General features: G+C 67.5%; 26 protein-coding genes and 3 pseudogenes. 16 read left to right on the forward strand and 13 right to left on the reverse strand.

Annotated features, from left to right (window positions below):
* Window positions 1–14: 14 nt before the first annotated feature.
* Entirely contained in the window at window positions 15–1,019 is a 1,005-nt protein-coding gene (locus ACFFRH_RS14945; protein WP_344744924.1) for a LacI family DNA-binding transcriptional regulator, read from the reverse strand.
* Window positions 1,020–1,269: 250 nt separating this feature from the next.
* Here ACFFRH_RS14945 and ACFFRH_RS14950 point away from each other — a divergent pair, with 250 nt between their 5' ends.
* The 4 genes from ACFFRH_RS14950 (at window position 1,270) to ACFFRH_RS14965 (ending at window position 5,825) form a co-directional block, all read left to right on the forward strand.
* Window positions 1,270–2,550 (forward strand): ABC transporter substrate-binding protein, encoded by a 1,281-nt coding sequence (locus ACFFRH_RS14950; protein ID WP_344744925.1) that lies wholly within the window; start codon window positions 1,270–1,272, stop codon window positions 2,548–2,550.
* Between the two features lie 110 nt (window positions 2,551–2,660).
* On the forward strand, window positions 2,661–3,587 hold the full coding sequence (locus ACFFRH_RS14955) for a carbohydrate ABC transporter permease (RefSeq protein ID WP_344744927.1): 927 nt from the start codon (window positions 2,661–2,663) through the stop codon (window positions 3,585–3,587).
* 1 nt (window position 3,588) lies between these two features.
* Window positions 3,589–4,467, forward strand: a complete 879-nt coding sequence (locus tag ACFFRH_RS14960; protein ID WP_344744928.1) for a carbohydrate ABC transporter permease — start codon at window positions 3,589–3,591, stop codon at window positions 4,465–4,467.
* Window positions 4,464–5,825: a GH1 family beta-glucosidase gene (locus ACFFRH_RS14965; RefSeq protein ID WP_344744929.1), complete on the forward strand. Its 1,362-nt coding sequence runs from the start codon at window positions 4,464–4,466 to the stop codon at window positions 5,823–5,825. Before ACFFRH_RS14960 ends, ACFFRH_RS14965 begins: the two co-directional genes overlap by 4 nt.
* Before the next feature lie 162 nt (window positions 5,826–5,987).
* Here the strand turns inward: ACFFRH_RS14965 and ACFFRH_RS14970 are convergent, their stop codons facing one another.
* Complete coding sequence (locus ACFFRH_RS14970) at window positions 5,988–6,551, reverse strand: hypothetical protein (RefSeq protein WP_344744930.1); 564 nt, start codon at window positions 6,549–6,551, stop codon at window positions 5,988–5,990.
* Window positions 6,552–6,738: 187 nt separating this feature from the next.
* Window positions 6,739–7,308 (reverse strand): hypothetical protein, encoded by a 570-nt coding sequence (locus ACFFRH_RS14975; protein WP_344744931.1) that lies wholly within the window; start codon window positions 7,306–7,308, stop codon window positions 6,739–6,741.
* Window positions 7,309–7,527: 219 nt separating this feature from the next.
* On the opposite strand from ACFFRH_RS14975, the gene ACFFRH_RS14980 reads away from it, so the two are divergent.
* Entirely contained in the window at window positions 7,528–8,958 is a 1,431-nt protein-coding gene (locus ACFFRH_RS14980; RefSeq protein ID WP_344744932.1) for a serine hydrolase domain-containing protein, read from the forward strand.
* Window positions 8,959–9,228: 270 nt separating this feature from the next.
* Here ACFFRH_RS14980 and ACFFRH_RS14985 read toward each other — a convergent pair whose 3' ends face one another.
* Both ACFFRH_RS14985 and ACFFRH_RS14990 read right to left on the reverse strand, forming a co-directional pair.
* Window positions 9,229–9,849 (reverse strand): AAA family ATPase, encoded by a 621-nt coding sequence (locus ACFFRH_RS14985; RefSeq protein WP_344744933.1) that lies wholly within the window; start codon window positions 9,847–9,849, stop codon window positions 9,229–9,231.
* Between the two features lie 183 nt (window positions 9,850–10,032).
* Window positions 10,033–10,986, reverse strand: a complete 954-nt coding sequence (locus tag ACFFRH_RS14990) for an Imm10 family immunity protein (RefSeq protein ID WP_344744934.1) — start codon at window positions 10,984–10,986, stop codon at window positions 10,033–10,035.
* 484 nt (window positions 10,987–11,470) lie between these two features.
* Between ACFFRH_RS14990 and ACFFRH_RS14995 the strand changes: the two genes are divergently transcribed.
* The gene (locus ACFFRH_RS14995; RefSeq protein ID WP_386157001.1) at window positions 11,471–12,034 is read left to right on the forward strand and encodes a hypothetical protein; all 564 of its coding nucleotides are present in this window, start codon (window positions 11,471–11,473) and stop codon (window positions 12,032–12,034) included.
* A gap of 115 nt (window positions 12,035–12,149) precedes the next feature.
* A complete protein-coding gene (locus tag ACFFRH_RS15000) occupies window positions 12,150–12,500 on the forward strand; it encodes a tyrosine-type recombinase/integrase (RefSeq protein WP_386157004.1) in 351 nt (116 codons plus the stop codon).
* A 196-nt stretch (window positions 12,501–12,696) separates the two neighbouring features.
* On the opposite strand, the gene ACFFRH_RS15005 is transcribed toward ACFFRH_RS15000, so the two are convergent.
* Entirely contained in the window at window positions 12,697–12,807 is a 111-nt protein-coding gene (locus tag ACFFRH_RS15005) for a helix-turn-helix domain-containing protein (RefSeq protein WP_386157329.1), read from the reverse strand.
* Between the two features lie 139 nt (window positions 12,808–12,946).
* Between ACFFRH_RS15005 and ACFFRH_RS15010 the strand changes: the two are divergent.
* The 6 genes and pseudogenes from ACFFRH_RS15010 to ACFFRH_RS15035 all read left to right on the forward strand — a co-directional run.
* A pseudogene (locus ACFFRH_RS15010) lies at window positions 12,947–13,321 on the forward strand (SMP-30/gluconolactonase/LRE family protein); the annotation flags it as partial.
* A gap of 108 nt (window positions 13,322–13,429) precedes the next feature.
* On the forward strand, window positions 13,430–13,918 hold the full coding sequence (locus ACFFRH_RS15015) for a cupin domain-containing protein (RefSeq protein WP_386157007.1): 489 nt from the start codon (window positions 13,430–13,432) through the stop codon (window positions 13,916–13,918).
* A gap of 40 nt (window positions 13,919–13,958) precedes the next feature.
* Window positions 13,959–14,303, forward strand: coding sequence for a DUF1801 domain-containing protein (locus ACFFRH_RS15020; protein ID WP_386157010.1), 345 nt, complete (start codon window positions 13,959–13,961; stop codon window positions 14,301–14,303).
* Window positions 14,304–14,499: 196 nt separating this feature from the next.
* Window positions 14,500–14,670 (forward strand): hypothetical protein, encoded by a 171-nt coding sequence (locus tag ACFFRH_RS15025; RefSeq protein WP_386157012.1) that lies wholly within the window; start codon window positions 14,500–14,502, stop codon window positions 14,668–14,670.
* Entirely contained in the window at window positions 14,670–15,143 is a 474-nt protein-coding gene (locus ACFFRH_RS15030) for a hypothetical protein (protein ID WP_386157015.1), read from the forward strand. The genes ACFFRH_RS15025 and ACFFRH_RS15030 overlap by 1 nt, the downstream gene beginning before the upstream one ends.
* Before the next feature lie 36 nt (window positions 15,144–15,179).
* Window positions 15,180–15,503, forward strand: a complete 324-nt coding sequence (locus ACFFRH_RS15035) for a hypothetical protein (protein ID WP_386157017.1) — start codon at window positions 15,180–15,182, stop codon at window positions 15,501–15,503.
* A 42-nt stretch (window positions 15,504–15,545) separates the two neighbouring features.
* Here the strand turns inward: ACFFRH_RS15035 and ACFFRH_RS15040 are convergent.
* From ACFFRH_RS15040 to ACFFRH_RS15055, 4 genes and pseudogenes are all read right to left on the reverse strand, one after another.
* Window positions 15,546–16,049 (reverse strand): annotated as a pseudogene (locus ACFFRH_RS15040) (ATP-binding cassette domain-containing protein); the annotation flags it as partial.
* A 120-nt stretch (window positions 16,050–16,169) separates the two neighbouring features.
* On the reverse strand, window positions 16,170–17,393 hold the full coding sequence (locus ACFFRH_RS15045) for an amidohydrolase (RefSeq protein ID WP_386157019.1): 1,224 nt from the start codon (window positions 17,391–17,393) through the stop codon (window positions 16,170–16,172).
* On the reverse strand, window positions 17,390–18,886 hold the full coding sequence (locus ACFFRH_RS15050; protein ID WP_386157022.1) for an MFS transporter: 1,497 nt from the start codon (window positions 18,884–18,886) through the stop codon (window positions 17,390–17,392). Before ACFFRH_RS15050 ends, ACFFRH_RS15045 begins: the two co-directional genes overlap by 4 nt.
* A gap of 14 nt (window positions 18,887–18,900) precedes the next feature.
* A pseudogene (locus tag ACFFRH_RS15055) lies at window positions 18,901–19,089 on the reverse strand (imidazolonepropionase); the annotation flags it as partial.
* A 91-nt stretch (window positions 19,090–19,180) separates the two neighbouring features.
* On the opposite strand from ACFFRH_RS15055, the gene ACFFRH_RS15060 reads away from it, so the two are divergent.
* The 3 genes from ACFFRH_RS15060 to ACFFRH_RS15070 are packed head-to-tail and all read left to right on the forward strand — an operon-like array spanning window position 19,181 to window position 22,956.
* Window positions 19,181–20,236, forward strand: a complete 1,056-nt coding sequence (locus ACFFRH_RS15060; RefSeq protein ID WP_344747500.1) for an Lrp/AsnC family transcriptional regulator — start codon at window positions 19,181–19,183, stop codon at window positions 20,234–20,236.
* Between the two features lie 51 nt (window positions 20,237–20,287).
* A complete protein-coding gene (locus ACFFRH_RS15065; RefSeq protein ID WP_344747499.1) occupies window positions 20,288–21,685 on the forward strand; it encodes an L-serine ammonia-lyase in 1,398 nt (465 codons plus the stop codon).
* 50 nt (window positions 21,686–21,735) lie between these two features.
* Window positions 21,736–22,956, forward strand: coding sequence for a metal-dependent hydrolase family protein (locus ACFFRH_RS15070; RefSeq protein ID WP_344747498.1), 1,221 nt, complete (start codon window positions 21,736–21,738; stop codon window positions 22,954–22,956).
* A gap of 45 nt (window positions 22,957–23,001) precedes the next feature.
* On the opposite strand, the gene ACFFRH_RS15075 is transcribed toward ACFFRH_RS15070, so the two are convergent.
* The 3 genes from ACFFRH_RS15075 to ACFFRH_RS15085 all read right to left on the reverse strand — a co-directional run bounded on the left by ACFFRH_RS15075 (window position 23,002) and on the right by ACFFRH_RS15085 (window position 25,329).
* A complete protein-coding gene (locus ACFFRH_RS15075; RefSeq protein WP_344747497.1) occupies window positions 23,002–23,802 on the reverse strand; it encodes an alpha/beta fold hydrolase in 801 nt (266 codons plus the stop codon).
* A gap of 4 nt (window positions 23,803–23,806) precedes the next feature.
* Window positions 23,807–24,661, reverse strand: coding sequence for an enoyl-CoA hydratase/isomerase family protein (locus ACFFRH_RS15080; RefSeq protein ID WP_344747496.1), 855 nt, complete (start codon window positions 24,659–24,661; stop codon window positions 23,807–23,809).
* A gap of 137 nt (window positions 24,662–24,798) precedes the next feature.
* Window positions 24,799–25,329 (reverse strand): TetR/AcrR family transcriptional regulator, encoded by a 531-nt coding sequence (locus ACFFRH_RS15085; protein ID WP_386157028.1) that lies wholly within the window; start codon window positions 25,327–25,329, stop codon window positions 24,799–24,801.
* Window positions 25,330–25,641 lie beyond the last annotated feature (312 nt).

The following is a 25,641-nucleotide window of genomic DNA, read 5'->3' on the forward strand; positions in this document are numbered from 1 at the left end:
CCCGCGGGCCCGGTCTACCCGGTGGAGCCGCGGACGACCAGCGAGGTGGGCAGGATCCGCGGGAGAGGGGTGACGCCCCCGTTGATCATCGTGATGACCGCCGCGGCCGCCGCCGTACCGAAGCCCGCCTTGTCCTGGGCCAGCGTCGTCAGCCCCGGCGGCACCAGCGCGGCGAGCTCGATGTCGTCGAACCCGACCAGCGCGATGTCCTCGGGCACCTTCAACCCCGCCTCGGTCACGGCCCGCAGCGCGCCGACCGCCATCTCGTCGCCCGCGGCGAACACCGCGTCGGGCGGCTCCTCCAGCTCCAGCAGGGCACGCATCGCGGCGTGACCGCTCGACAGGTAGAAGTCACCCTCGACGACCAGCTCCGGCCGGTGCGCCAGGCCGAGCGCGGCCAGCTCCTCCAGGTAGCCGCGCAGCCGCTCCGCACCCGGTCTGGTGCGGGCCGGGCCGGTGATGGTGGCGATCGTCCGGCGCCCGGTCGCGTGCAGGTGGCGGACCGCCTCGCGCGCCCCGCCCACGTTGTCGGAGGTCACGTAGGTGGTCCACGGCCCCTGGACGGGCCGGTCGAGGGAGACGCACGGCACCTCCGACTCCGCCAGCGGCTGGAGCGAGGGGTCGGCCCTGCCGTTGTCTATGAAGACCACGCCGTCGAGGTTGTGCCTGCGCACGGCGCGGAGAAAGCTGTCGGGCGTGCCGTCCTCGCTGGTGGCGAGCATGAGCAGGTGATAGCCGCGCTCGCTCAGCGCGGTCTTCAGCCCGATGAGGATCTCCTGGAAGAACGGGTGCCGCCAGCCGGGGCGGCGGTGGTCGGTGTCCCAGATCAGGCCGACCATGTGGGATCGCTTGGTGGCCAGGGTGCGGGCCGACTCGTTGGGCAGGTATCCGATGCGTGCCGCGGTGCTGAGAATGAGCTCGCGGGTCTGTGCGTTCACCACCTCGGGGTTGTTGAACACGCGGGAGACAGTCGCCGACGACACCCCGCAAAGGCGCGCCAGCTCTCGAATCGTTGCCACGGGCGTACGTTATCGCATCTCGCTGAAACCGGTTTCATGTAACCGGTTGCATGGAAGTTATGTGAGAGCCCGCAGCGTGTCAACCCACTACCGAGTATTTCCGCCGCGTGACGCTTCTGTGACTTGACGGGAAGCGGGGGCGTTATGTGGAATGTCCCTCTGACAGGCCGATGCCGCACCGTTGCCGCGGGGCTCGGCCTTCTCATCGCATCTCGCAGTCACCCTTCCTCTCCCCTCGAAGGAGTCCCAGGTGTCTGCTGGACGAATCCGTCTCGCCGCCGGAGTGCTGGCCGCCGGCATGCTCGCCGCCGGTTGCGGCGGCGGCTCCCCCTCCACCGGCTCCACGCCGGCCGGCGGCAAGATCACCCTGACGCTCAACCTGTTCGGGAACATGGGCTTCAAGGAGCTCTACGCCAAGTACGAGGCCGCCCACCCCAACATCAAGATCGTCGAGAGGACGTCGGCGTACAACGACCACCACCGCAACCTCGCGGCGCACCTGGCCACCGGCAGCGGCACCGCCGACATCGAGGCGATCGACACCGGCTTCGTCGCCCAGTTCAGGAACCAGCCCCAGCACTTCGCCGACCTGCGCCAGCACGGCGCCGACCAGCTCAAGGACCGCTGGCTGCCGTGGAAGTGGGAGGCGTCGCTGGCCAAGTCGGGGGCCCAGATCGGCTACGGCACCGACGTCGGCGGCCTGGCCATGTGCTACCGCCGCGACCTGTTCAAAAAGGCCGGGCTGCCCACCGACCGCGACGAGGTCGGCAAGCTCTGGCCCGACTGGACGTCCTACTTCGAGACCGGCAAGCGCTACACCGCCAAGAAGCCCGAAGGCGCCGCGTTCTTCGACGGCGGCCCCCAGGTGTTCAACGCGATGATCGGCCAGGCCGAGACCGGCTACTACGACACCCAGGACAACGTCGTGGTCGCCACCAACCCGGCCGTCCGCTCCGCCTACGACGAGGTGCTCAAGGCCGTGGCCGACGGCCAGTCGGCCAAGCTCGTCGGCAGCTCACCCGCCTGGAACACCGGCTTCGCCAAGAGCCAGTTCGCCACCATCGCCTGCCCCGCCTGGATGCTCGCCAAGATCCAGGACCAGGGCAAGGACTTCGCCGGGCAGTGGGACGTGGCCGCCATCCCCGGCGGCGGCGGCAACTGGGGCGGCTCCTACCTGACCGTCCCCGCCCAGAGCAAGCACCTGAAGGAGGCCGTGGAGCTGATCACCTGGCTGACGGCGCCCGAACAGCAGATCGAGGTGTTCACCAAGCACGGCATCCTGCCCTCCACCGTCGCCACCTACGACAAGCCCGAGGTGACCGGGCTCAAGCACGAGTTCTTCAACGACGCGCCGATCGGGCAGATCTTCACCACCGCCGCCCGCAACCTCAAGCCGCAGTACCAGGGCCCGAGGGCCGGTGACATCCAGACCGCCATCCGTGACTCGATCAACCGCGTGGAGGAGGGCAAGCAGGACGGCGCCGAGGCGTGGACGCAGATGCTCGGGGACGTCGAGCGCATCAGCAAGTGACGCGTGTCGATCCGTGAGAGCCGGGCGACGGCGGGCGGTCAGGGCCCGCCGTCGACCCCTTTTCCCGAGGAGCCGACCGTGACCTCCGTTTTCCCCGAGGAGCCCCGACCGTGACCTCCGTCAGATCAGGGCCCCGGCGCCGCTGGGCCTACCAGCTCGACGTCAAGGGCTCGCCGTACCTCTACATCGCCCCGTTCTTCCTGCTGTTCGGCGTGGTGGGCATGTTCCCGCTGCTATACACCGCCTACGTCTCCCTCACCGACTGGAACCTGCTGGACCCGGCCCGCGAGTGGGTGGGGCTGGCCAACTACGCCGAGCTGCTGGCCGACGACTACTTCTGGAACGCGCTGTTCAACACCGTCAGCATCTGGCTGTTGTCCACCGTGCCGCAGCTGCTGGCCGCGCTGTTCATCGCGCACATGCTCAACCGCAGGCTGCGCGCCCGCACGCTGTTCCGGATGGGCGTGCTGCTGCCCAACGTGACCTCGATCGTCGCGGTCACGATCATCTTCGCCCAGCTCTTCGGCCGCGACTTCGGCATGGTCAACTGGGCCCTCGGCCTGGTGGGCCTGGATCCGATCGACTGGCAGGCCGGCACGCTCTCCTCGCACGTCGCGATCTCGATGATCGTCATCTGGCGGTGGACCGGCTACAACGCCCTCATCTACCTGGCCGCCATGCAGACCATCCCCGAGGACCTGTACGAGGCGGCCCGGCTGGACGGCGCGAGCCAGTTCACCCAGTTCCGGAAGATCACCGTGCCGATGCTCCGCCCCACGATCATCTTCACCGCCGTCGTGTCCACCATCGGCGGCTTCCAGATCATCGCCGAGCCGCTGCTGTTCCAGGCCGGCACCGGCAACCCGACCGGCGGCTCGGACCGCCAGTTCCAGACCGTCGGCCTCTACCTCTACGAGCAGGGCTTCAGCATGTACGAGTTCGGCTACGCCTCGGCGATCGCCTGGACGCTCTGCATGATCATCGTGGTCATGGCGCTCGTCAACTTCGCCATCACACGCAGGATCAGGAGCAGCTGACATGGCAACCCTCACCGCCGTCCGGCGCGGCCTGAACCCCCGGGCCGTCCGGCGCGGCCTCAATCCCCTGGGGGCGGGGTTCTGGACCTACGCCGCGCTCGTCGCCGTACTGCTCGGCTCGCTGTTCCCCATCTACTGGTCGCTGATCGTGGCCTCCCACGACAACGACGCCATCGCCAGCGTCCCGCCGGTCCTCACCCCCGGCGGCCACCTGTTCGAGAACATCACCCGGGTCTTCGACACCACCGCGTTCGGCCAGGCGATGCTCAACTCCTTCCTCGTGTCCGGCTCGGTCACCGTCTCGGTCGTGCTGTTCTCCACGCTGGCCGGCTTCGCCTTCGCCAAGCTGCGCTTCCGCGGGCGCAACGTGCTGCTCGTCATGGCCATCGCCACCACCACCGTGCCGCAGCAGCTCGGCATCATCCCGCTGTACATCCTCATGGCCGAACTCGGCTGGACCGGCAGGCTCGAAGCGGTGATCGTGCCCGGCCTGGTCACCGCGTTCGGCGTGTTCCTCATGACCCAGTACCTCTCCAGCGCCATCCCCGACGAGCTGCTGGAGGCCGGTCGCATCGACGGGTGCAGCACGTTGCGGCTGTTCTGGCACGTCGTGCTGCCCGCCGCCCGGCCCGCCGCCGCCGTGCTCGGCCTGTTCACCTTCATGCAGGCATGGAACGACTTCTTCTGGCCGCTGGTCGTCCTCACGCCGGAGAACCCGACCGTCCAGGTCGCGCTCTCCAGCCTGGCCAGCGGCTACACCACCGACTACGCGCTCGTGCTCACCGGCACCGTGCTCGCGATCGTGCCGATCGTGGCGGTCTTCGCCGCGCTGGGCCGTCAGATCATTGGGGGAATCATGTCAGGAGCGATCAAGGGATGACCCAGGAACGTACCGCCTTTCCCACCGGGTTCGTGTGGGGGACGGCCACCGCCGCCTACCAGATCGAGGGCGCCGTGGACGTCGACGGACGCGGGCCCTCGATCTGGGACACGTTCTGCCGTGTCCCCGGCGCGGTGGCCAGGGGCGAGAGCGGCGAGCACGCCTGCGACCACTACCACCGCTGGCGAGAGGACGTGGATCTGATGGATCGGCTCGGCACCGGCGCCTACCGCTTCTCGCTGGCCTGGCCCAGGATCGTGCCCGACGGCGACGGCCGGGTGAACCGGCGCGGCCTCGACTTCTACCGGCGGCTCGCCGACACCCTGTGCGAGCGCGGCATCGAGCCGTACGTCACCCTCTACCACTGGGACCTGCCCCAGGCGCTGGAGGACCGCGGTGGCTGGCGCGAGCGCGACACCGCCGAGCGCTTCGCCGACTACGCCGAGATCGCGTACGAGGCGCTGGGCGACATGGTGTCACACTGGATCACGCTGAACGAGCCGTACTGCTCGTCCATCGTCGGCTACGCCGAAGGCCGCCACGCACCCGGCGCACGCGAGGGTCACGGCGCGCTCGCCGCCGCCCACCACCTGCTGCTGGGCCACGGCCTCGCGACGGCCAGGCTGCGGGAGCGGGCGAGGCCGGACCAGCGGGTCGGCATCACGCTCAACATGTCGCCCACGGTGCCCGCGACCGGCTCGGCGGCCGACGCCGAGGCGGCGCGCAAGATGGACCTGCTGGTCAACCGGCAGTTCACCGACCCGCTGCTGCTCGGCGCCTACGCGTCCGACATGCTGGAGACCTTCGGCGCCATCAGCGACTTCTCCTTCCGCCACGAGGGCGACCTGAAGGTCATCGGCGCCCCGCTGGACTTCCTGGGCGTCAACTACTACTACCGCATCCACGCCGCCGCGGCGCCGTACGAGCAGGCGGACCCCGCGCTGCGCTCCGCCTTCGACCTCGGGGTGCGCAGCGTCACCCCGGACGGCGCGGCGACCAGCGGGCTGGGCTGGCCGATGGAGCCGCAGGGGCTCCACCAGACCCTTCTCGGCCTGACCCGGCGCTACCCCGCGCTGCCGCCGATCTTCATCACCGAGAACGGCTACGGCGACGACGGGACCCTCGACGACACCGGTCGCGTCGACTTCCTGCGCGACCACCTTGCCGCCATCCGCGCCGCGATGACCGACGGCGTGGACGTACGCGGCTACTTCTGCTGGTCGCTGCTGGACAACTTCGAGTGGGCCCGTGGGTACGACGCCCGGTTCGGGCTCGTCCACGTCGACTACGAGACCCAGGCCCGCACCGAGAAGGCGAGCTTCCACTGGCTGCGCGAGTTCATCGGGATACAGGGGTGAGGATCCCGGAACCCGGCCTCGGCACCTCATCGGTACGGGCGCCGGTCATGACGTTGGAGGGCACACCCCGCCCTCACAACGCGGCGGATGCGGTCTGGCGACGTGGCCGTCCCGGCCCAGCCTCACCAGGGCTCGGACGGCCGGCCGGTGCGACGAGAGGGATCAGCCCTCGAACGACACGGTGGCGAACCGGTACCAGGTCTTGCCGTTCTCGTCCCCGTAGTGGGTACGGCCGGTCATGACCTTGCCGCTCCCCCCCTGCCAGCTGTGGCTGCTCTCCTTGTACTCACCGCTGGTGCCCCCGTCGATCAGCCACACCTGCCGCCCCTGCCAGTACAGCGCGGCGCTGCGGTACCTCGTGCCGCCGTTCTCGTCGTCCTCGTGCCACCTGCCGACGACCACCTGGTTGTCGGGGGCGCTGTAGTCGGACCTGCTCTCCCTCTGGGGGGAGGTCCAGTCTCCGCTGTGCACCTGGACCTGCTCACCGTTGATCAGAATCCGGCTGCAGTAGTAGGTGGTCTGCTTGTTCTCGTCGCCGTAGTGCGAGCGGCCGGTGAGCACCTGGTTCGGCGGGCAGGTGAACTGGACGCCCATCGACTCCCACACGGTCTCGGTGTAGATGCGTTCCACCTTGATCGTCGCCGCCGAGGCGGGAGAGGCCATGGTGGCGGCCGACAGGGCGGCGGCCACGGCGACGACGGACAGGGCCTTGCCATACGTTCTCATCGTCTTCGGTTCCTTTCGAAGTGCGATCACGCGCGAGGCGGCGGAGGCCGAGAAGAGTCCGGCCGGCTGCTCCCGGGATGCCGAAGGAGGGGACCACTGCGGGAATGGCCGGACCTGGCCGGTCGCGCCGCCCGGCGCGACGGTCAGCGGATCACCGCCGCTTCGAGGTCGGCGGCGGTCGGCGGGGTCAGCCCGCGAGGGTCACGGTGGCGAACCGGTAGTAGGTCTTGCCGTTCTCGTCCCCGCTGTGCAGACGACCGGTCATGACCGTGTTCCCGCTCGCGTGCCAGGTGTGGCTGCTCTCCTTGTACACGCCGCTGATGTCCCCGTTGGCCAGCAGCACCCGCTGGCCCCGCCAGTAGACGCCGGCGGTGCGGTACCTCGTGCCGCCGTTCTCGTCGCCTTCGTGCCACCTGCCGGCGACGGCCTGGTTGTCGGGGGCGCTGTAGTCGGACCTGCTCTCCTTCTGCCGGGAGGTCCAGTCGCCGAGGTGCACCTGGGCCTGCTCGCCGTCGATGAGGACGAAGCTGCAGTAGTAGGTGGTGGGGGCGTTCTCGTCGCCGTAGTGCGAGCGGCCGGTGAGCACCGTGTTCGTCGGACAGGTGAACGGGTCGATCCACTCCCGCACCGTCTCGGCGTAGGCGCGCTCGACCACGATCGTCGCGGCCGCGGCGGACGCGGGTGCGGGAGCCGCCACGGTCACGGTCGCCAGGGCGGTCAGGGCGGCCGCCGCGGCGGCCAGCGCCTTGTTCCTCATATGCGTGCCTCCTGTGACGCGTTTTCGCTTACCTCGCGGAGCGTCACAGGGCCTACTGGTGATCCACTTGTGTCTCGGTTGCAACGGCCGGGCACCTCAGCCGCACCCCTACCGGGGCTGGACGCGCTCCGCCGGGCGGCCGCGTTGGACCGCTACCCATTGCCCTTCCTGGCCCGTAATTCGATTGGGTGGATTTGGCCGTTTTGTTAGGGTGCGCGGATGCCTTCCCAACGCGCCCTACTGCCGCGGTCGACACCGGCCGCCTCGGGGATGTCGTCCCGCGCGGTCACCGCGCTGCTGGACCGGCTCGAAGCGCGATCCGTCGAGTGTCACTCCATCATGATCGTGCGCCGCGGTCACGTCGTCGCCGAAGGCTGGTGGGCACCGTACTCGGCCGAGCGCCCGCACCTTCTCTACTCGCTGACCAAGTCGTTCACCTCCGTCGCCGTGGGACTCGCGATCGCCGACGGGCTGCTCTCGCTGGACGATCGGGTGGTGGACGTGTTGCCCGGCCATGTTCCGGCCGGCATCTCGGATCAGGGGCGCCGCCTCACCGTTCACCACCTGCTGTCCATGACGACCGGACACCGTACGGACAGCCTCGCCGAGGCCTGGCGACTGGAACCGGACGACCTGGTGAAGGGCTTCCTGCGTGTGCCGTTTCCCGAGCCCGAGGGAACACGGCACGCCTACGACAACCCGACCACCTACGTCCTGGCCCGGATGGTGGAACGGGTCACGGGCCGCGGCCTCCCGGAACTGCTCGACGAGCGCCTCTTCAGGCCGATGGGCGTCGACCACGCCGAATGGGACCGGGTGGCGAGCGGTGCCGCCTTCGGATTCCACGGGCTGCACCTCACGACCGAGGCCGTCGCCGCCTTCGGCGAACTGCTGCTGCGCGGCGGCCTGTGGGGCGACCGGCGGCTCGTCCCGCGCGAATGGGTGGAACTCGCGACCAGACGGCACATCGAGACCCTGCAACTCGAGGATGGATCGGGGGGCGCCGACTACCTTTGCGGGTACGGCTACCAGTTCTGGATGTCGCGTCACGGTTACCACGGCAACGGCGCCTTCGGCCAGCATTGCGCGGTCGTACCGTCGCACGATCTCGTGGTCGTCGTGACCGGCGCCACCACGCGGGAACAGGAGACGTTCGACGCGATATGGGAGTGCCTGCTGCCCGGCCTGGACCAGGCGGGAAGCCTCCGGGACGACGAGATTCTCGCCGAACGGCTGCGGCGGCTGTCATTCGCGCCGGTGCCGGGTTCGGCCGTCCCGGAGCGTTCCGTCAAGGCGAGACTCGACGCCTCCGCCGAGGATTCGGCTCTGCCCGACGGAACCACGGTGATCGTCGATCCAGTGGCCCGCGGGTGGCTCCTGCGACTCGGGGCCTCCCTCGACGTCGAGGTCGGCCACGGCGAATGGCGGGAAAGCTCACCGCTCGGCCGCCCTGTCGTCGCGTCCGGCGCCTGGCAGGGCGACACGTTCGTCGCCGAGCTCCACGTCATCACCACCCCGCACCGGGTCCGGCTGGTGGTGGACACCGACTCGGGGACAGCGGTCGCGACGTGGAACATCGCGCCCCTGACCGGCTCCGATCTCGCGTTGCACCTGCGGTCGCCGCTGATGACACGACCCGACGTCACGTAGGCGATGTGGGCCGGGCTCGCAGGTGCCGGCCTGGTCCGGACCCTGATCGATCGTCGATGGACGCAGGTGTTCTCGGCCTCCCGGCCGGAGCCGGTCCACCGTTCATCGGGCCGCGGCCGGCCCGGTTCCACCACGGGTGCGCCTGGGCGCCCGACGTGGCGGTGACACCATCGCGGACGGCCGACCAGGCGCACCGGCGGCGTCGACCGGCGATGGGCCCGGCCGGGAGGTGATGGCCGACGGCGCCCGCCACGGCAGGACCCGAAGCGATCATCCCTGACCATGCCCCCTGACGGCTCGGAGCGGCGGGCGGCAGCGCCTACCAGGGCTCTTGGCGCGAGCCCGATGCTTCCGGCCAAGCTCCCGCGTCGTGGCCACGTATCGGCGTCGTGGCCACGTATCGGCTTCGGTTCGACGGACGATCTCGTCGACGACGTGCGCGAGCGGTGCGGTGGCGTCGATCGAGACGCCGTTTTTCGGAACGTCTTCTTTCGTCCGGTGCAATCGCACAACGAGTTCCCGTTCCGTCGGTTTGCCGCCCCACTCGTCTTCCGGCCGCCGGTCAAGCCGCCGGTTCAACGTGTCGAGGTCGACTTCCAGGACGAAGACGCCGTCAAACAGATCGATGAACCGTGAGAAGTTCCTGGAGCCGCCGCAGAAGAACGTCACCGCCTCGTCCTCGTCGGCGACCAGGGCTCTCACCTTGTCCACCTGCCAGATGTGGTGCTCGTGCGCCGGGCCACTCGTCGGCCTGCCCGTTTCCGGATCACCTTGGTAGGCCAACTCGGTGTCACCGTTGACGGCGTGGTAGCCGCGCCGCCGCAGTTCTTCGCAGACCGACGTCTTGCCGGTGCAGGAAACTCCTTCGATCAGATAGTTCCTGATGCCCACCGTCAGAGGGTAACCGAGGACGTGATCGCCCCCTCGATGTCGTCACCGACCGATTCCGGACCGCCGGCGGCTCGATGTCGCGGCGCTTCCGTTCGCCCGTCAAGCGGTGTTCTCGGCCGGTCGGGGGTGACCGTGATCGCCCCCCTCGTCACCCCCGTCGACGGCCCGCCACCGGCCCGGCGATCAGAGGTGCATGCCGTGGGGGTGCTGGTCGTGACGGCCGGACAGCAGGATCTCTCGCAGGCTGCTCCTGAGGAGTTCGACGCCGTCGTCGTCGATCTGGAGATCGATCCGGACGACGGGCTCCACGTTCAGTTCCTTCGCGGCCTCCGCGGTGAAGTGGAGCGTCAGGCGGCCGGAGTCGAGCTCGCAGTGAGTCACGCCGCCGTAGGTGGTGCCCGCCTGGTCCTCCCGGACGATGCAGTACGTGTCCATGTCCAGCTCGATCTCCTGCTCGTCCGTTTCCTCGGTGGACATCATGAAGATCAGGGCGTTCCCGGTGCCGTCCTCGTGTTCGGCCATCCCGAAAACGATCGTCTCCAGGGCCTCCTCCCGGCCGACGGTCCGCGCGACCATGGTTCCCAGAGGAGGCCAAGCGGAGCCGGGCTCGCCGTCCGCCGGTGAGGCGGGGAGGGAGCCGTCCTCGGGCAGGGGCACACCTTCGGGCCAGGCGGCGCGCATCCACGGCGGGGTGAGATCCGGCCTGCGCGGGAACATGGTCAGTTCCTCCACGTAGGCCCGGGCGGGCACCTCGACGGCCTGGGCGAAGGGCAACTCCATCCCGAAGGTGGGCGGCATCGCGGCGGTGTAGTCCCGGGAGAAAGGCGACTCCATGCCGAAGGTCTGCATCATGGAGTTGTACGACTTCCCGCGCAGGCTGTAGCCGAGCCGGCAGACGAACCACGTCCCCTCGTCCGGCTTGTACTCGGCCGCTTTCAGCTGATGGAAAAGGTCTCCGAGGTCCTTCCCATCTCGAATTCGCTGGGAACCGTCCGCCATCCGATAGGTGATCGCGGTCATACCGAAGGTGCCGAGCTGGCAGCGAAGGACATCGACCTCCCGCCATCCGTCCGGGGCGTCGGCCCGCACGGTCCGCCCGATTTCGATGCAGAGTTCGTGCGCGAGGTCGGACGACATACCCACCGTGCCTTTTCCATCGGGCGAACGAGAGCAGGAGCTTATCGGGCGTCTTTCCAGGTGGTTACGTCTGATCCTGGATGCGCTCAAGCTTCGCCCGCCGGAGGGTGAACCGCTCCAGGGTCAGTGGAGACTCCGATGTACCCCGGAGCGATTCACCACCGGTGCCGGCACGCTCTGTCCGGCCACTCGGGCGACAGTGCCAGTCTCAGGGAGAGGAACCCAAAGATCCCGGAACGGATAAGGCACCCGCCACCTCGACCAAAGCGAGGAACGTGCCCGCACGGTCCTTGGGAACGAAGTCCCGGGCCTTCGACCGCCCCCAGCCACGAGCGGAGATCGACCATCATCAGCCGATCGTGACAGTGGTACCGGCTCGCGTCGCCGGTACGAAAGGATTCTGACCGTGATCTTGTGACAGGCTTTCCGTCCGATTCGGAACCACTGGCGGAGAGCAGGACAGATGCGGATATGGCGTTGGTGGTTGGCGGCCGCGCTGTTCGCACTCTTCCCCTCCGTCCTGGCCCGGATCGGTGGTGAGCTCATCGCGAGTACCGGCCTTTTCTACTACGACATGCACGTCGTGGACGGGATCGGGATCTATCCCCTGGCACAGGGCCTCGGTGTCGGCTATCTCGGCTCTGCGGGCATGGACACCATGCGGGTGCTGTGGAACATCGAAGTGGCCGTACTCGCTTTCGCTCTTCCTGTGCCCGTGATAGGAGTCGCGGCTTTGCTCCGGCGACGGTGGCAGGATCGGGTCACCTTGGTCCTCGTCGTCGTACTGAGCGTCCTCGCGGCGGTCAACATCGCCGCCAACGTTGTCGGCCCCTGGTCGGACCTGACCCAGTGCCCGCCGACCGATTTTACGGGCCTGCCTGAGGACTACTCCTGCTACAGGAACGGCACAGGCGTGGGTGTTCCACCCTTCCTTTATAGCCCTGCGTATGCGTTCGCCGCCTACGTCCTGGTCACTCTTCGTCGTCGAGGACTCGCCGATGCACCTCACAAGCCTGTGAGCCGGGCCCCTTCCTCCACCGTTGCCTGACATCCAAGCGTTGCGCGTGGAGATCGGCCGACAGTGATGCGGCGGCGTGCCGCGGGGGTCAGCGGGTGCGCGGGCCGGTAGACGGCCCGGGTCGCCGCAGGCCGGGACCAAGCGCGTGGAACGTCAGTTGATGCAGCTCACCGGCGAGGGGCCCGTCTTCACCGAACCCAGGTCTGCGGCGGGCAAGCGAACCGCGGTGATCCCCGAGCTGATCATCGATGACCTGCGGGCGCACGTGAAGGACTTCACCCAGGACAACGACAACGGGCTGATCTTCGCGGGACCGGATGACGGGCCACTCCGGAACACCGACTTCAACCGCCGAGTCTGGGCTCAGACTCTCGTGAACGCGGACCTTCCGAAGATCCACTTTCACGACCTGCGACACACCGGCAACACCCTCGCCGCAAATGCCGGGGCGTCGATCCGGGAACTGATGGAACGCATGGGCCACTCCAGCACGTGAGCGGCGATGATCTGTCAGCACTCGACCGACGAGCGGCAACGGAAGGTCGCACGAAAGCTCGACGGCCTCGCCCGTGGGGCACTGGCGAAGGGATCGGGCACGCAACGAGAGCGGAAGAAGGCCGAATGAAGATCAAATCCCAGGTTACGGAAACATGCCTGACCTGGGCTTCTGTCTGTCCGAGAGGGAGCAGAGCCTAGAAGGTTCGAACTCCTGACATCCTGCTTGCAAACTGTGACACACGAGCCACGGATATACCCATACGATCGGCGACCTGAGTCTGGGTAAGCCCACGGCGCTTGCGCATCTCCGCGAGCCACCACCCCTGCGTCTCCTGACGCAGGGGTGGTGGCTCGCCTTCGAACGCCTCTTCGCCACCGGCGGTTTCAATCGCGCGCTCCAAGTGATCGCTCTCGCGCCACTCGCCGTCGACGCAGCAGGGTGGCCTATGGGTCGCGGTATGGGGCGGCGACCGCTTGGCACGGATCTCTTCGGACGGAGACTTGCTCGGCGGGGTCCCGCTGCCCGTGCACCAGTCTTCCTCCTGCACGTTCGGCGGATCCCGCCTCGACGTTCTGTACATCACGTCGGCCCGTGAAGGGCTCGACCTTTCCGACGACGACCCCGTGCACGCCATCGATCAGTTGGGCGCCTGGGCATGCCGTCGACGGCGTTCGCCGGATGAGTGGGGCCGCGATGGTTCGCCCCAACGTGGCAGCCGGTACTCCACAGTGAGGAACTCGCGCATCAAGAGGCGTACCGAGTCGTCGGATAAATTGGGGGTCCGGGGCGTATTTCGATGCGGCAGTGCTTCCGGATAGCGACTATTTGTCAGACCCGTTCGGTACGGTCGCGACCATGACCAACGTCACCTATGCCGCTGCCTGGGTGCCCGATGACGCCCCCCAGACAGTGAGTGCGGGACCTTCATGAGCTATCCAGAACCTCGCTACCTCGGCGACACGGGCGAGATCAACGCCACCTACCGCACCGCGGACCACGAGCCCGAGCTGCGGTCCTCCGGTGGCACCGTGACGCACTACCTCGCCACCGGGGCCTCGACGAACGGGCAGTTCGGGATGTACCGGTGGGAGATGGGCCCGGTGCCGGGCGGCCCGAGCCCGCACTTCCACCGCTCGATCTCCGAGTCGTTCTACGTCCTCGCCGGCACAATCCGCATCTACGACGGCACCCGGTGGATCGACACCGTCCCTGGCGACTTCGTGCACGTCCCTGAGGGCGGCATCCACGGCTTCCGGAACGAGTCCGGTGAACCGGCCAGCATGCTGCTGCACTTCTCGCCCGGCGCGCCCCGCGAGGGCTACTTCGAAGGGCTGGTCGAGTTCGCCGTGTCCGGGCGCCCCAGCGAGGAGGAACTCGCCGAGTTCTACCTCCGCCACGACACGTTCTGGGTATAGGCCCATCCTTTCCAACGAACAGTAAATAAAGGTGAAGAGCATGAACGACGACGTCACCCAGTACATCAACAAGACGCAGCCGTGGCAGATCGACGTGTGCGAGAAACTACGTGCGATGATCGGCGAGAGCATTCCAGGTGTCGAGGAACGGCTCCAGTACGGCAAGCCGCACTACCTCAAGAACGGGCACTACGCGGCCGTCATCGCGGTAGCCAAGGCCAAGGTCTCGTTCATGGTGTTCAACGCGACGGACGTCCCTGAGGTCAAGGGATTCCTCCGGGCAATGGGCGCCGGTGAACGCAAGACCGTCGACATCAAGGAAGGAGACGACGTCGACTACGCCGCACTTGCCGGCATCCTGGAAAAGACCACGGCCACCTTGTAGTCGCGAGGGCGTCTGCCGCGGCAGGGCCACGGCCCCGGCATCAGGGCTGACGGAGTTCTCGAATGTTGAGACGACCAGAAGGGGATTCGCAGGTCACGGGTTGATCGCGTACGGCGTGGCGAAGTCCCGACATGCAACAAGGCCCCGTAGAACGGCGGTTCTCACGCCAATCCGATCTACCTGAGCCTCGTTGTCCGTGCACTTTGCCATGCCGCCCGTCGTGTCCGCCATCAGCGCCACCACCAGCGCCGCTGACCAGCACGGATCTCTCACACCAGCCGATGAGGTCGTGGACACGGCCGGTCTGCGCCAGGCATGGGCCCAGATCCTCGTGATCGACGCGGACGGCGCTATCCACTTGCCTTGATGTTGGCCCTGGTCCAGGCGGCGATCGTGTCCGGCGCGGTCTCCTCCGCCGCGATCCGGCACTGGATCGCCCGCGCTCCGCAAGAGGTCCTGGCCCAGCTCGGCGCCCAGCGGGATCGGTGGACCGGCCTGTTCCACGCCCCGCGCCCCGATGCCGTGTGCCGAACGATCGCGCAGGTCAACGCCGCATATGTGGACGCTGCCTACGCCATGCACCGGACCGGCCAACTGCGCGAGTTGTACGACGATCCCGACGAACTGGTCCCCATGACCGTCGACGGCAAGACCCAGCGCGGCACCGCCACCCCCGGCACACCCGCCCGACATCGACTCGGCGCACAGTTGGCCGACGACGCCCTCATGGTCGCGACGATCGACGTCAGCTCCTCCAACGAGATCACTGCCTTCGCCCCGCTGCTGGACCAAATCGGCTGCCTGAAGAACGTCGTGATCAGCGCCGACAGGCTCCGATAGAGCAGAACTGATGCGACGGCCGCAAGAGCGGCGACGATGCCGGTGATGACGGCTGCCTTTGCCAGCATCACACCGGTGCGACGAGGGTTGACGGTGAGGCTCGTCCGGATCGACCCGCTGGAGTATTCGGTACTCACGCCCGCGGACGAGGAGCGTGTCACGATCGGTCTGTCGGATCGATACGTTCTCGCCACGCAGGGCGTCGGCAAGGCTGAGGGCGTCGGGCGAGACGACGCGCGTGGCCTGGGGTGCAACCGAGTCGATGACGTCGTCTATCGAGCCGGACGCGAGCAGCCTGCCCTGCCCGATGACGACAAGATCCTTGGCGACCAGGGACAGCTCGCTCATCAGGTGGGATGAGAGGAAGACGGTCCTTCCCTCGTCTGCGAGTTTCACGAGCAGGTGTCTCAGCCAGAGCACACCGTCGGGATCGAGACCGTTCACGGGCTCGTCGAGGACGAGCACGGCCGGATCACCGAGGAGCGCGGTCGCGATCCCCAGTCGCCGGCTCATCCCGAGCGAGAAGCCGCCAGCACGACGGCCAGCGACGATTCCGAGACCCACCATCTCGAGGACCTCGTCCACGCGAGCCCGGCCGATGCCGCGGGTCTCCCCAACCGCGAGCAGATGGTCGCGCGCACTCCGGCCGGGGTGGACCGATCGCGCATCGAGCATCACCCCGAGGTGCCGCATCGGGTCGCGGAGTTCCTGGTAGTGGCAGCCTCCGACCGTGATGCCGCCGCGGGTCGGGCGGTCGAGGCCCACCATCAGCCGCATCGTCGTCGATTTCCCCGCGCCATTCGGCCCGAGGAATCCGGTCACCACCCCGGGACGGACGGTGAACGACAGGTCGTCGACGACGGTCTTCTCGCCGTAGCGTTTGGTCAGATTCTGAGAAACGATCACCCCCCACGCTAGGAATCCGTCGACGGTGTGACATCTGCCCTCAGTACCAACATGGGTGTGTCCGTGGTACCGACCTCCGATGTCCGCAGTACCGGTGATGACGCTCGGTGCGTTCCCGGCTCACGTCCCGGTGGGCTCGAGACCCGCGCGCAACGCCTCATGTGAGAGTTGACCGAGGTGAGGTCCCGTGACGACGTCGACGACGGTGAGAGCCATCGCTAGGGCGCCGTCGATGGCGGCGCGTTCCGCGGCCGGGCCTGTCGCGTCTGCGGCGAACTCGGGGGTGTGCGGCGAGGACGTACTCCCGAGGACCGCGATAAGAGGGTGAATCGATGGCACCACGTGCGACACGTTTCCCATGTCGGTGGACCCGGCCGCGGGGCGCGGCCGTTCGCGTATTTCGCGGCCGAGCGATGCAAGGCTGCGGTCCCATGCGGCTGCCAGGATCGGATCCTGCCGCATGTCGGCGTATGTCGGCTCCGCTTCATCCCAGCTCCATGTGCATCCCGCCGCCGTCGCTCCTCCCTCGAAGCAGGTGAGAATTCGTCGTCGTGTCTCTTGCAGGTCCTCAAGGGTGTCGGCCCGAACCTCGACACGCACGGCGGCCGCGGCGGGGACGACATTGGTCGTCTGCCCACCCTCGGAAACGAACGCATTGGCGCGAACGCCGTCGGGGAGATGCTGGCGGAGCAGACCGAGGGCGACGAGTCCGATTGTCGCCGCGTTTGAGGCGTTGTCGCTGCTCGGAGTAGGCCCGCCCGTATGTCCCGGCCGGCCTTGGAACATGATGTGCAATCGGCACACGGCCTGCGTGCGGACATCGAGGCAGCGGACGTCCTCGCCGGGAGCACCGTGCACCATGAGGGAGAACGTGACGTCGTCCCACGCGCCCGCATCCAGCATGATCACCTTTCCGCCGCCGTGCTCCTCCGCGGGGGTGCCGAGCAGCTTGATACGGAGGCCGATTCGATCGGCGACAGCCGTCAGTGCGATGGCCGCGCCGACGGCTGCCGCGCCGATGATGTTGTGACCGCACGCGTGACCGATGCCGGGGAGCGCGTCGTACTCGGCGCAGATCGCCACGGTCACGTCGCCGCTCCCATAGGTCGCCTCGACCGCGGTGTCGAGTCCATACGCGCCGATCGCGACGTCGAAGCCCGCGGCCTCGAGCTCTCGCGCGACGAGGGTCGACGCGTAGCGCTCCTGGAAGGCGATCTCGGGAACTCGGTGTATCTCTCGGCTGAGTGCGATCGCGGACTCCTCCCATTCCGTCCGGGAGGCGAGGATTGCCTCCCGGACGGAATTGGACAATTCCGGATGGGAAGGGCGTTTTGCGATGGTCATCTTTCCTCGATCGGTTCGGCGGTGGGGGATTCGACGGTGGATGTCTCGTCGGTGTCAGGTTCTCTCGCCACGCGCATCCGCAGGGCGAGGGCGGAGAGCGCCAGGGAGATCGCTAGGCAGATCCCCCAGACGGCGAAGAACGACAGGGGCGTCGAACTCACCGCGGTCGATCCTTCGACGCTCCGCGTGGTGACGAAGAGGGACATCACCAGCGCGAAGACGGCGCCCGCGACCGCGCCCGCCGCAGTGCGCGCGGTGTTGAACAAAGCCGAGGCGATGCCCACGGAATCGGCGGGTGCGTTGCGCACCACGATCGAGGGGAGGACGGCGAGGAGGACACCGGCGGAAAGACCGCCCAAGGCCATCCAGGCGATGAACATCGCCGTCGACCCGGAGAAGATGATCATGAGGGCGAAGCTCGCCCCCGCGACGACGCCGGCCAGCGCGACGGCTCTCGGCGGGGTGACCCACCGCGCAAGGCGTTCGCCGAGCAGCGTCCCGGCGAACGCGGCGATCGCGTAGAGCACGATGATGGCGCCGGCACCGGCCGGGGGCAGACCGAGTCCGTATCCCTCCCGGGTCGGATCGCTGAGAAGCCAGAGGAAGCTCGCGGTCTGCCCGCCGTAGGTCTGCGCTCCGAAGAGGGCGGATACGACGATCGGCAGGCCGATGCCGCTCTTCGCCAGCATTGACAGATCGACCAGGGGGTTCTCCACCCGGCGCTCCACGAACACCCAGAGCGTGAGCACGGCGACGCCGCCGAGCACCAGAGAGAGGGTCCTCGCCTCGAGCCAGCCCCAGGCGCCGCCGTTCGAAATTCCCGTGAGGGTGGCGAGGAGACCGGCCGTGAGCAGGATCGCGCCCGCCCAGTCGATGCGGCCTTTCTTGCGTACGGTCGTCTCGGGCACGAGGAAGATCACCACCGGAACGCACAGGGCGATGAAGATCGCGGGGAACAGCAGGACTACGTTCAGGTTCTGCGTCGAGGCGTACAGCAGGCCAGAGGCGAGTGAGCCGACAGCCGCGCCGAGAGTGAGGGCACCGACCAGGACGCCGATGTTCCTGCTTGCCGACTTCGGGTCGCGGGAGCGGACGATCGCGAACTCGAGCGGCAGGAAAGCCGCCAGCGGCGCCTGAAGCGCGCGACCGAGAAGGAACAGCTCGAAGGTCGGCGCGAAAGCGACGACCAGCGAACCGACGGCAACGAGTGCCGCCGCGGCGACGAGGAGCCGCTTGTGACCGAACATGTCCCCGAGCTTCGCCAGGATCGGGACACACGCGACCGTGACCAGCATGTACATCGCGTTGACCCAGTTGAGGGAGCCCGCACTGACGGAGAACTGCTGCCCGATCGCCGCGAGCAGAGGCGAGAACCACCCCTGCAGCATGCCGCTCCCCAGCTCCATGACGACCAGAAAGCCCACGACGCCGAACGGCGATCGGGAGCGGAAGGCGAATCGCATCATCAATGACTCCAATGTCGGCGCGGACACAGACGCTTCATCTCACGCAGGCGCTCGCGCACGCCGTCGCGCAGGTTCACGGATCAGTGCCGCGCGTCACGGTGACGGTGGTGCCGATGCCGCCACCGGTCGCGGTGATCGCGCTCGGCGTCGCGGTTGCCCGGGTAGACGAGGTGGGTGCGGGCGTCGATCAGGCCCGGCGTGACGGGCGCGCCGAGGTTCTCCACGTCCTCGCGGTGACCGTATCGCCGAGATCATGATCAGGCGATTTCAGTCCAGTTATGTGCTGATAGTCGTACGCCGATGGCACTAAAGTGACAGTTTATGGACAAAAGAGACATTAATCCGCAGGTTCGCGGCCTTGATGAGATCGACAGGAGATTGATCCACGCGCTTCAGATCCATCCTCGGGCGCGATGGGCGGCGATCGCACCCATCGTGGGGGTGGATTCGGTGACGCTTTCCCGCCGCTGGGAACGCTTGTCCGGCGACGGTCTTGCCTGGGTCACCGGGCATCCGGGGGCTGACGCTCGCGGACCTTGCGCGATCCTCGAAGTGGAATCCAACCCTGGTTCGACCCTTGACATCGCTCGGGCATTGGCGGCCGATCGGGAGGCGTTCACCGTCGACCTCACAGCAGGCGGCCGCGACATGCTGGTCATCGTGGGCGCCGAGAGCCTGGACGCCCTCGGCGAATACGTCATGACCCGGATGAGTCGGCTTGAGGGCGTCCGCGCGACGCGGACACATCTCCTCTCCTCGCCGTTCACCGACGCGGGTCAGTGGCGACTCCGCTCGCTGAGCGCCGCCGAGGTCGCCGCGGTCAAACGCACGGTCTCGGCCGACACGCCCGAACCGGCGCGCATCGACCCCCGACTTGAGTGTGAGCTCCTGAAACTGCTCGGTGTGAACGGGCGTGTGACCATCGCCTCGATGGCGAGGGTTCTCGATGTCAGTGAGCGGCGCGTGCGGGAGACCATGGCTTCGCTGACGAGTAGCGGCCGCCTGGTGGTTCGTCTCGACCTCGCGCGGGCGCACTCCGGCTGGCCCGTACACGCATGGTATTTCCTGCGGGTCCCTGCCAGGTTGACCGCTCGGGCGGGGGCAGTCCTCGCCGGCATCAGCGAGATCCGCCTCGCCGTCTCGACAGTCGGCCCGTCCAATCTCGTCCTCTCCGTCTGGATGAAGACGCTGGCGGACGTTCAGAGGCTCGAGGTGGCGATCGAGGAGAACATCCCGGAAGTGGCGATCGCGGATCGATCGTTGGTGCTGCGGACGCTCAAGAAGGAGGGCCGCCACCTCGACGCGAACGGGAACGCAACCGGCGATTTCGTGCCGCTTCCGATGTCTTTCCCGCGTGCGGGAGCGCCTCCACGATAGAAACCTGCATCGGATGGATCGGGACCGCCATGGTGCGTACGGTCCTCATTCATGACTGTCTCGGAGCCAACTGTCGGCGTGTTCGACCTTTTCACGATCGGTATCGGCCCTTCGAGTTCGCACACGGTGGGCCCCATGAGAGCCGCTGCCGAGTTCGTTGATCGTCTCACGGGCGAGACGATCATCGATCGGGTGGACAAGGTGCGCGTGGAGATCTTCGGTTCCCTCGCCGCGACCGGTGCCGGACATGGCACATTCAGTGCCGTGCTCCTCGGGCTGGAGGGAGTCCGGCCCGATGCGGTGACCCCAGCGGAGATCACCGCAAAGCTCGCCGTGATCGAAGACACGGGGTTTGTCGCTCTCGGCGGCCGTCATCGCATCCACTGCCGCGCCGAAGACTTCATCCTCCGCCCGCTGACGGTCCGCGCCCGGCACAGCAACGCGCTGTCCTTCACCGCGTTCGACTCCACCGGCGCGGAGCTTGCCACGGATACGTACTACTCGATCGGTGGCGGCTTCGTCGTGCGTGATGGTGACGAGGACAATGCCGGACCTCCGGCGGCGCGTCGGCCCTTTCCGTTCCGCACCGCGGCCGAGCTGCTCACCATTTGCGAGGAGACCGGGTTCAGCATCGCCGAGGTAATGATGGCGAACGAACGGGTCCTGCGCTCGGAAACCGACATCCGGCACTTACTGCGAGGTTTGTGGGATGTCATGGAGTCGTGTGTCCGCTCGTCGATCGCCCGCGACGGCATTCTGCCCGGCGGCCTCGGCGTACGTCGCCGCGCCGGGGAATGGGCCGCCCGTCTCGCCGCGGAAGACCCCGACCACGTCAACGGATACTGGCAGCAACGAGTCAACCTCGTCGCCCTCGCCGTGAACGAGGAGAACGCGAGCGGAGGACGTATCGTCACGGCACCTACAAATGGTGCCGCGGGCATCATCCCCGCCGTGCTGTACTACGCCTTGCACTACACGCCGGCCAGCCGATCCACGACCACCGGCGAAGACGACATCGTCCAACGGTTCCTGCTCACCGCCGCGGCGATCGGCACCCTCTACAAGGCGAACGCGTCCATCTCCGGCGCAGAGGTCGGTTGCCAGGGCGAGGTCGGCTCCGCCTCGTCGATGGCCGCCGCCGGCCTTGCCGAGATCCTCGGGGGCACCCCCCAGCAGGTCGAGAACGCCGCCGAGATCGCCATGGAACACAATCTCGGCCTCACCTGCGACCCTATCGGCGGACTCGTCCAGATCCCGTGCATCGAACGCAACGCCATCGCCGCGGCCAAAGCCATCAACGCCGCGAACATGGCGCTCTGGGGGGACGGCGAACACCACGTCTCCCTCGACCAGGTCATCGCGACCATGCGGGAGACCGGCGCGGATATGAGCGACAAATACAAGGAAACCTCCCGCGGCGGCCTCGCCGTCAACGTCGTCGAATGCTGATCGGCGCCCAATGCGCCCCAGCCGGATCAGTCCAGGAGAAGCGAGCCCGCATGCACTCCCGTACCGTGTTCAAGAACGGCGTCGTCTTCGATGGCACGTCCGTCTCCGACGCCGATGTCGCCGTGGCCGGTGACCGCGTCGTCGCGATAGGCGTGGACCTGGATGGCGACGAGGTCGTCGACTGCACCGGAATGTCGATCGTTCCGGGCCTGTTCGACTGTCACGTCCACGTGATGGCGCGCGATCTCAACGTCGCGCGCACCGAACAGCAAGCCTTCTCGCTTCAGTACTTCGAAGCCGGTCGCAATCTGTCCCTGCTACTGGACCAGGGCATCACCTCCGCGCGAGACGCTGCGGGGGCGGACCTCGGCATCAAGCAGGCGATCGAGCGCAAGCTCATCGAGGGGCCGCGGCTGCAGATCGCCATCGTGATGCTGTCACAGACCGGAGGGCACAGCGATCTGCATCTCCCATCGGGCGGAGAACGCTCGGTGCCGATGATGCTCGAGCATCCCGGCCGACCACGCTCGATCGTCGACGGCGTGGACGGCCCCGGCGGCGTTCGGCGTGGCGTCCGGGAGGTCCTGCGCGCCGGCGCCGACGTGATCAAAATCGCCACGACTGGCGGGGTCATGTCGCTGGGAGACAATCCTCGGCATTCACACTTCCGTGACGACGAGCTCGCGGCCATCGTGGCGGAGGCCGCGGCAGCCGAAACCTACGTCTTCGCTCACGCGCAGGGGACCGAGGGGATCAAAGCGGCATTGCGTCACGGGGTTCGCTCGATCGAGCACGGCTACTATCTCGACGACGAGGCGGTCGCCCTCATGCTGAAGAACGAGACCTGGCTGGTCCCGACGCTCTCGGCGACGCGTGCCATCATCGACGCGGCGGCAAGCGGGGTGCCTATACCGGCCGAAAGTCTCGCGCTCGCCCAAGAGGCGCTCGAGGCTCACCGCGCGAGTTTCGCGCTGGCGGTCAACGCCGGCGTGAAGATCGCGATGGGAACGGATACCCCGCCGTACTGGAGCCCGTCCGCCAGTAACCTGGACGAGCTGGGACTCATGACCGAGGCGTCCTCCATGTCGGCGATCGAGGCGTGGCGAGCCGCGACGTCGAGCGCGGCGAAGCTGCTCGGGCACGACGATCTCGGCGTTATCGAGCCGGGCGGGCTGGCTGACATCGTCGTCGTGGACGGCGACCTGCTCGATCTTCGAGACCTTCGCGGCCGGATCCGTCAGGTGTGGCTCGCGGGTGTTCGCGTCCGCTGAGAACTCGTACAGGGAACGGATCCCGGCGGGGATCCGTTCCCTGTACTAATCCGAGCCGGTCAGGAAGGCCGCGATCAGCGCGGCGGCCGATTCGGGTCGTTCGTTCTCCCATGCGTGACCCGCGTCCGCGAGCTGCAGAACGCTGGCGCCGGGGATCTCGTCCGCCATCGCCAGGACGTCGGCGACCCGTATCGTCGCGTCCCGTCGACCGTGCACCACGAGGGTCGGCGACGTGACGGAGCCGAGAAGGCCACGCGTGTCGAACCCGCGCGTGGCGGCGAACCGTCGCACGAGCTGCTCGCTCGCGGACTCCGGCGTCTCCCCTTCCGAATCCCGCGGTCTCGCAGCGGCGCGGCCGACGGCGGGGGCCATCTGAGCCAGAAGAGCTCGGGCTCGCGCGTGATCGCCCGTTTCAAGCGCCCCGAGAAGGGCACGGACGCCGTCAGGAAGCCGGGCGGGATCGAAGGGGAACCGATTCGTGGAGCCGAGGATGAGCCGGTCCAATCGATCCGGATGCCGCAGTGCGAACGCCTGCGCGATCATTCCCCCGTAGGAGGTGCCCAGGACGTGGGCCTGGTCGAAGCCGAGAGCTGAGATCAACGCGGCGAGATCGTCAGCGAGATCGTCGATCGTGTACGGCTCCGGGGCGAAGACACTGGCACCCCGATCGCGCTGATCGTACGTTACGACCGTGAACGTGTCGATGAGGTAACGGCGGAATGCGTCGAAGAGGTCCTGCCCGATCTGCAGTCCGTGGACGAGGACAACCGGGGGCCCCGCTCCGTCGATCCGGAAGGAAGTGCGGCCACCGTTGGTAACGGTGACCGCACCCTCACCTCCGGTCACCGTCTCACCAGACCTTGCGCCGGCGTGCGTCCGTGACCAGATCAGGGTCGGGGATCAACGCCTTCGACCCGACCGTCGCGAGCGACTGCTGCGAGAAGTGAAAGCCGAAGTCCTCCGCGACGAGCTTGCGCCAGGGGCGGTTGACGATGTTGTGCGTCGCCCATCGTGCGAATCGCGGCCGCTTCATGATGTCGCGCGCGAGCTCCCACGCCTTGGGCAGCAGTTCCTCGCGGGGCAGGACGTCGCTCACGAGCCCGTACTCAAGCGCCTTGGGTGCCGGGATGGAGCTGCCCCCGTAGATCGCGTAGGCGGCGCGCTTGCTCCCCATGAGATGCTGCAGCGCGAGCGCGAGACCGTCACCGGGGGCGGTGCCGGCCATGAAATGGGGATCCATGAAGTCCGCGTCCTCGGCGGCCAGGGTAACGTCGCACATGAGTGCGAACTCGGTGTGAATGCCTGGCCCGTTCACCGCGGCGATCGTGGGGATGTCGATGTTGTTGACGAAGTTCTCAATCAGCTTCCAGGCGTCGATCGTCTGCTGAAAGATGTAGTCGGGCTCCTCCTCGACCAGCGGCTTCGGCCACGTCTGTCGCGGGTCGCCCTGGAACCAGGTCTCGCCCGTGCCGGTGATGATGAGCACGTGGTTCTCGGAGTCGTTGCCCACGTCCTGCCACACGCGGCTCCACGCGTTGTGGGCAGCCCAGTTGTGGACGTACGGGCCGCCGTCGGTGTGGAGCCGCAGCTCGATGATCCCGTTCTCGCGACGCATCTTGAAGAACGCCGCGTACCTCTCGGAGTACTCCTCAAGCGTCGTGGGGGGCACGTGACCGGCCCATCCGAAGCTGGACGCATTCGCCATCATGGCTCCTTTCGCCGAAGCGAGCCGACCTCGCTCGTTAATGAGACAAAGTATCTCTTTAACTGCGGTCGGTCGGTCTCCGCCACGCGGTGCGCAGGGAACGGCACTCGAACGCGCGCCCGTGAAGATTTCGCGACCTATACGGCATCTCCTTGCCGCAAACCGGCGAGGACTATGCCGACGATCTTGTCCGCGTCGTCTCTGGTGAATGGTCGAGTCCGGCGGACAAGGAACCACTGCACAGGTCCGGCGAGCATCATGTTCACGAAACGCGCATCGACGGCCGGCAGCTGACCAAGGGCCGCTGCCGCATCGAGCCGGAGTTGCAGATCATCCGTGCGCCGCTCAAGGAGTTCCAGGCCTATCTCGCGCAGGCCGTCGCTCTCGTCGGCCTTCCGCATCAGGATTTGCAGGACCGCGCGACCCTCCGGAGTGGCGGAGGCCTCTGCGAAGGCACAGACGAACGCGACCAGATCGTCGTGGATGTCACCGGAGTCGTGGAGGGGAACAAATGCCTCCGCGAACCGCGCGAGTATGTCGCGGAACAGGTCCCCTCGATTCGGCCAACGTCGGTACACCGTCGCCCGAGCGACCTGTGCTCGCGCGGCGAGGTCCTCGTACTGGAGGCCGTCAACCCCCTTCTCGGCCAGGATCTCGAGCGTGGCCACCCACAGACGCTCGCTGACCAGCCGCGTGCGGCCCCCCGGCCGGCGTGCCGGTTGTAGTTCTGCACTCATTCTCGTCGCATCGACGCGGATCCGGCCCACCTGCGTGTTCTGTCGACCGGTACGGCCACATCGATGACTCTCCCTCCGCTTCTCGTCGGCGACTCCCGATCGTAGTGACCGGACGATCATGCAACGATGTCGACCGAAACGTTCGCAAGACGCTCCATCCCGGCAGTTTCACGCGTCGAGTCGCCGCCCATGGCCATTTTCCTGCAAACGCTAGGGACGCCAGCCGGGCAGGCCGACAATGTC

Origin of the sequence: Streptosporangium vulgare, from assembly GCF_042428775.1 — a bacterium.
GTDB lineage: Bacteria > Actinomycetota > Actinomycetes > Streptosporangiales > Streptosporangiaceae > Streptosporangium > Streptosporangium vulgare.

What these genes read in the sequence shown, in the direction of transcription:
- ACFFRH_RS15080 (WP_344747496.1), bottom strand. Translation starts at nt 24,661, where the DNA reads ATGGCGAATGCGTCCAGCTTCGGATGGGCCGGTCACGTGCCCCCCACG.
- ACFFRH_RS15065 (WP_344747499.1), top strand. Translation starts at nt 20,288, where the DNA reads ATGACTGTCTCGGAGCCAACTGTCGGCGTGTTCGACCTTTTCACGATC.
- ACFFRH_RS14975 (WP_344744931.1), bottom strand. Translation starts at nt 7,308, where the DNA reads ATGAGGAACAAGGCGCTGGCCGCCGCGGCGGCCGCCCTGACCGCCCTG.
- ACFFRH_RS14970 (WP_344744930.1), bottom strand. Translation starts at nt 6,551, where the DNA reads ATGAGAACGTATGGCAAGGCCCTGTCCGTCGTCGCCGTGGCCGCCGCC.
- ACFFRH_RS15070 (WP_344747498.1), top strand. Translation starts at nt 21,736, where the DNA reads ATGCACTCCCGTACCGTGTTCAAGAACGGCGTCGTCTTCGATGGCACG.
- ACFFRH_RS15015 (WP_386157007.1), top strand. Translation starts at nt 13,430, where the DNA reads ATGAGCTATCCAGAACCTCGCTACCTCGGCGACACGGGCGAGATCAAC.
- ACFFRH_RS15045 (WP_386157019.1), bottom strand. Translation starts at nt 17,393, where the DNA reads ATGACCATCGCAAAACGCCCTTCCCATCCGGAATTGTCCAATTCCGTC.
- ACFFRH_RS14960 (WP_344744928.1), top strand. Translation starts at nt 3,589, where the DNA reads ATGGCAACCCTCACCGCCGTCCGGCGCGGCCTGAACCCCCGGGCCGTC.
- ACFFRH_RS15035 (WP_386157017.1), top strand. Translation starts at nt 15,180, where the DNA reads ATGCCGGTGATGACGGCTGCCTTTGCCAGCATCACACCGGTGCGACGA.
- ACFFRH_RS15020 (WP_386157010.1), top strand. Translation starts at nt 13,959, where the DNA reads ATGAACGACGACGTCACCCAGTACATCAACAAGACGCAGCCGTGGCAG.
- ACFFRH_RS15030 (WP_386157015.1), top strand. Translation starts at nt 14,670, where the DNA reads ATGTTGGCCCTGGTCCAGGCGGCGATCGTGTCCGGCGCGGTCTCCTCC.
- ACFFRH_RS14980 (WP_344744932.1), top strand. Translation starts at nt 7,528, where the DNA reads ATGCCTTCCCAACGCGCCCTACTGCCGCGGTCGACACCGGCCGCCTCG.
- ACFFRH_RS14990 (WP_344744934.1), bottom strand. Translation starts at nt 10,986, where the DNA reads ATGTCGTCCGACCTCGCGCACGAACTCTGCATCGAAATCGGGCGGACC.
- ACFFRH_RS15005 (WP_386157329.1), bottom strand. Translation starts at nt 12,807, where the DNA reads ATGCGCAAGCGCCGTGGGCTTACCCAGACTCAGGTCGCCGATCGTATG.
- ACFFRH_RS14965 (WP_344744929.1), top strand. Translation starts at nt 4,464, where the DNA reads ATGACCCAGGAACGTACCGCCTTTCCCACCGGGTTCGTGTGGGGGACG.
- ACFFRH_RS15060 (WP_344747500.1), top strand. Translation starts at nt 19,181, where the DNA reads ATGGACAAAAGAGACATTAATCCGCAGGTTCGCGGCCTTGATGAGATC.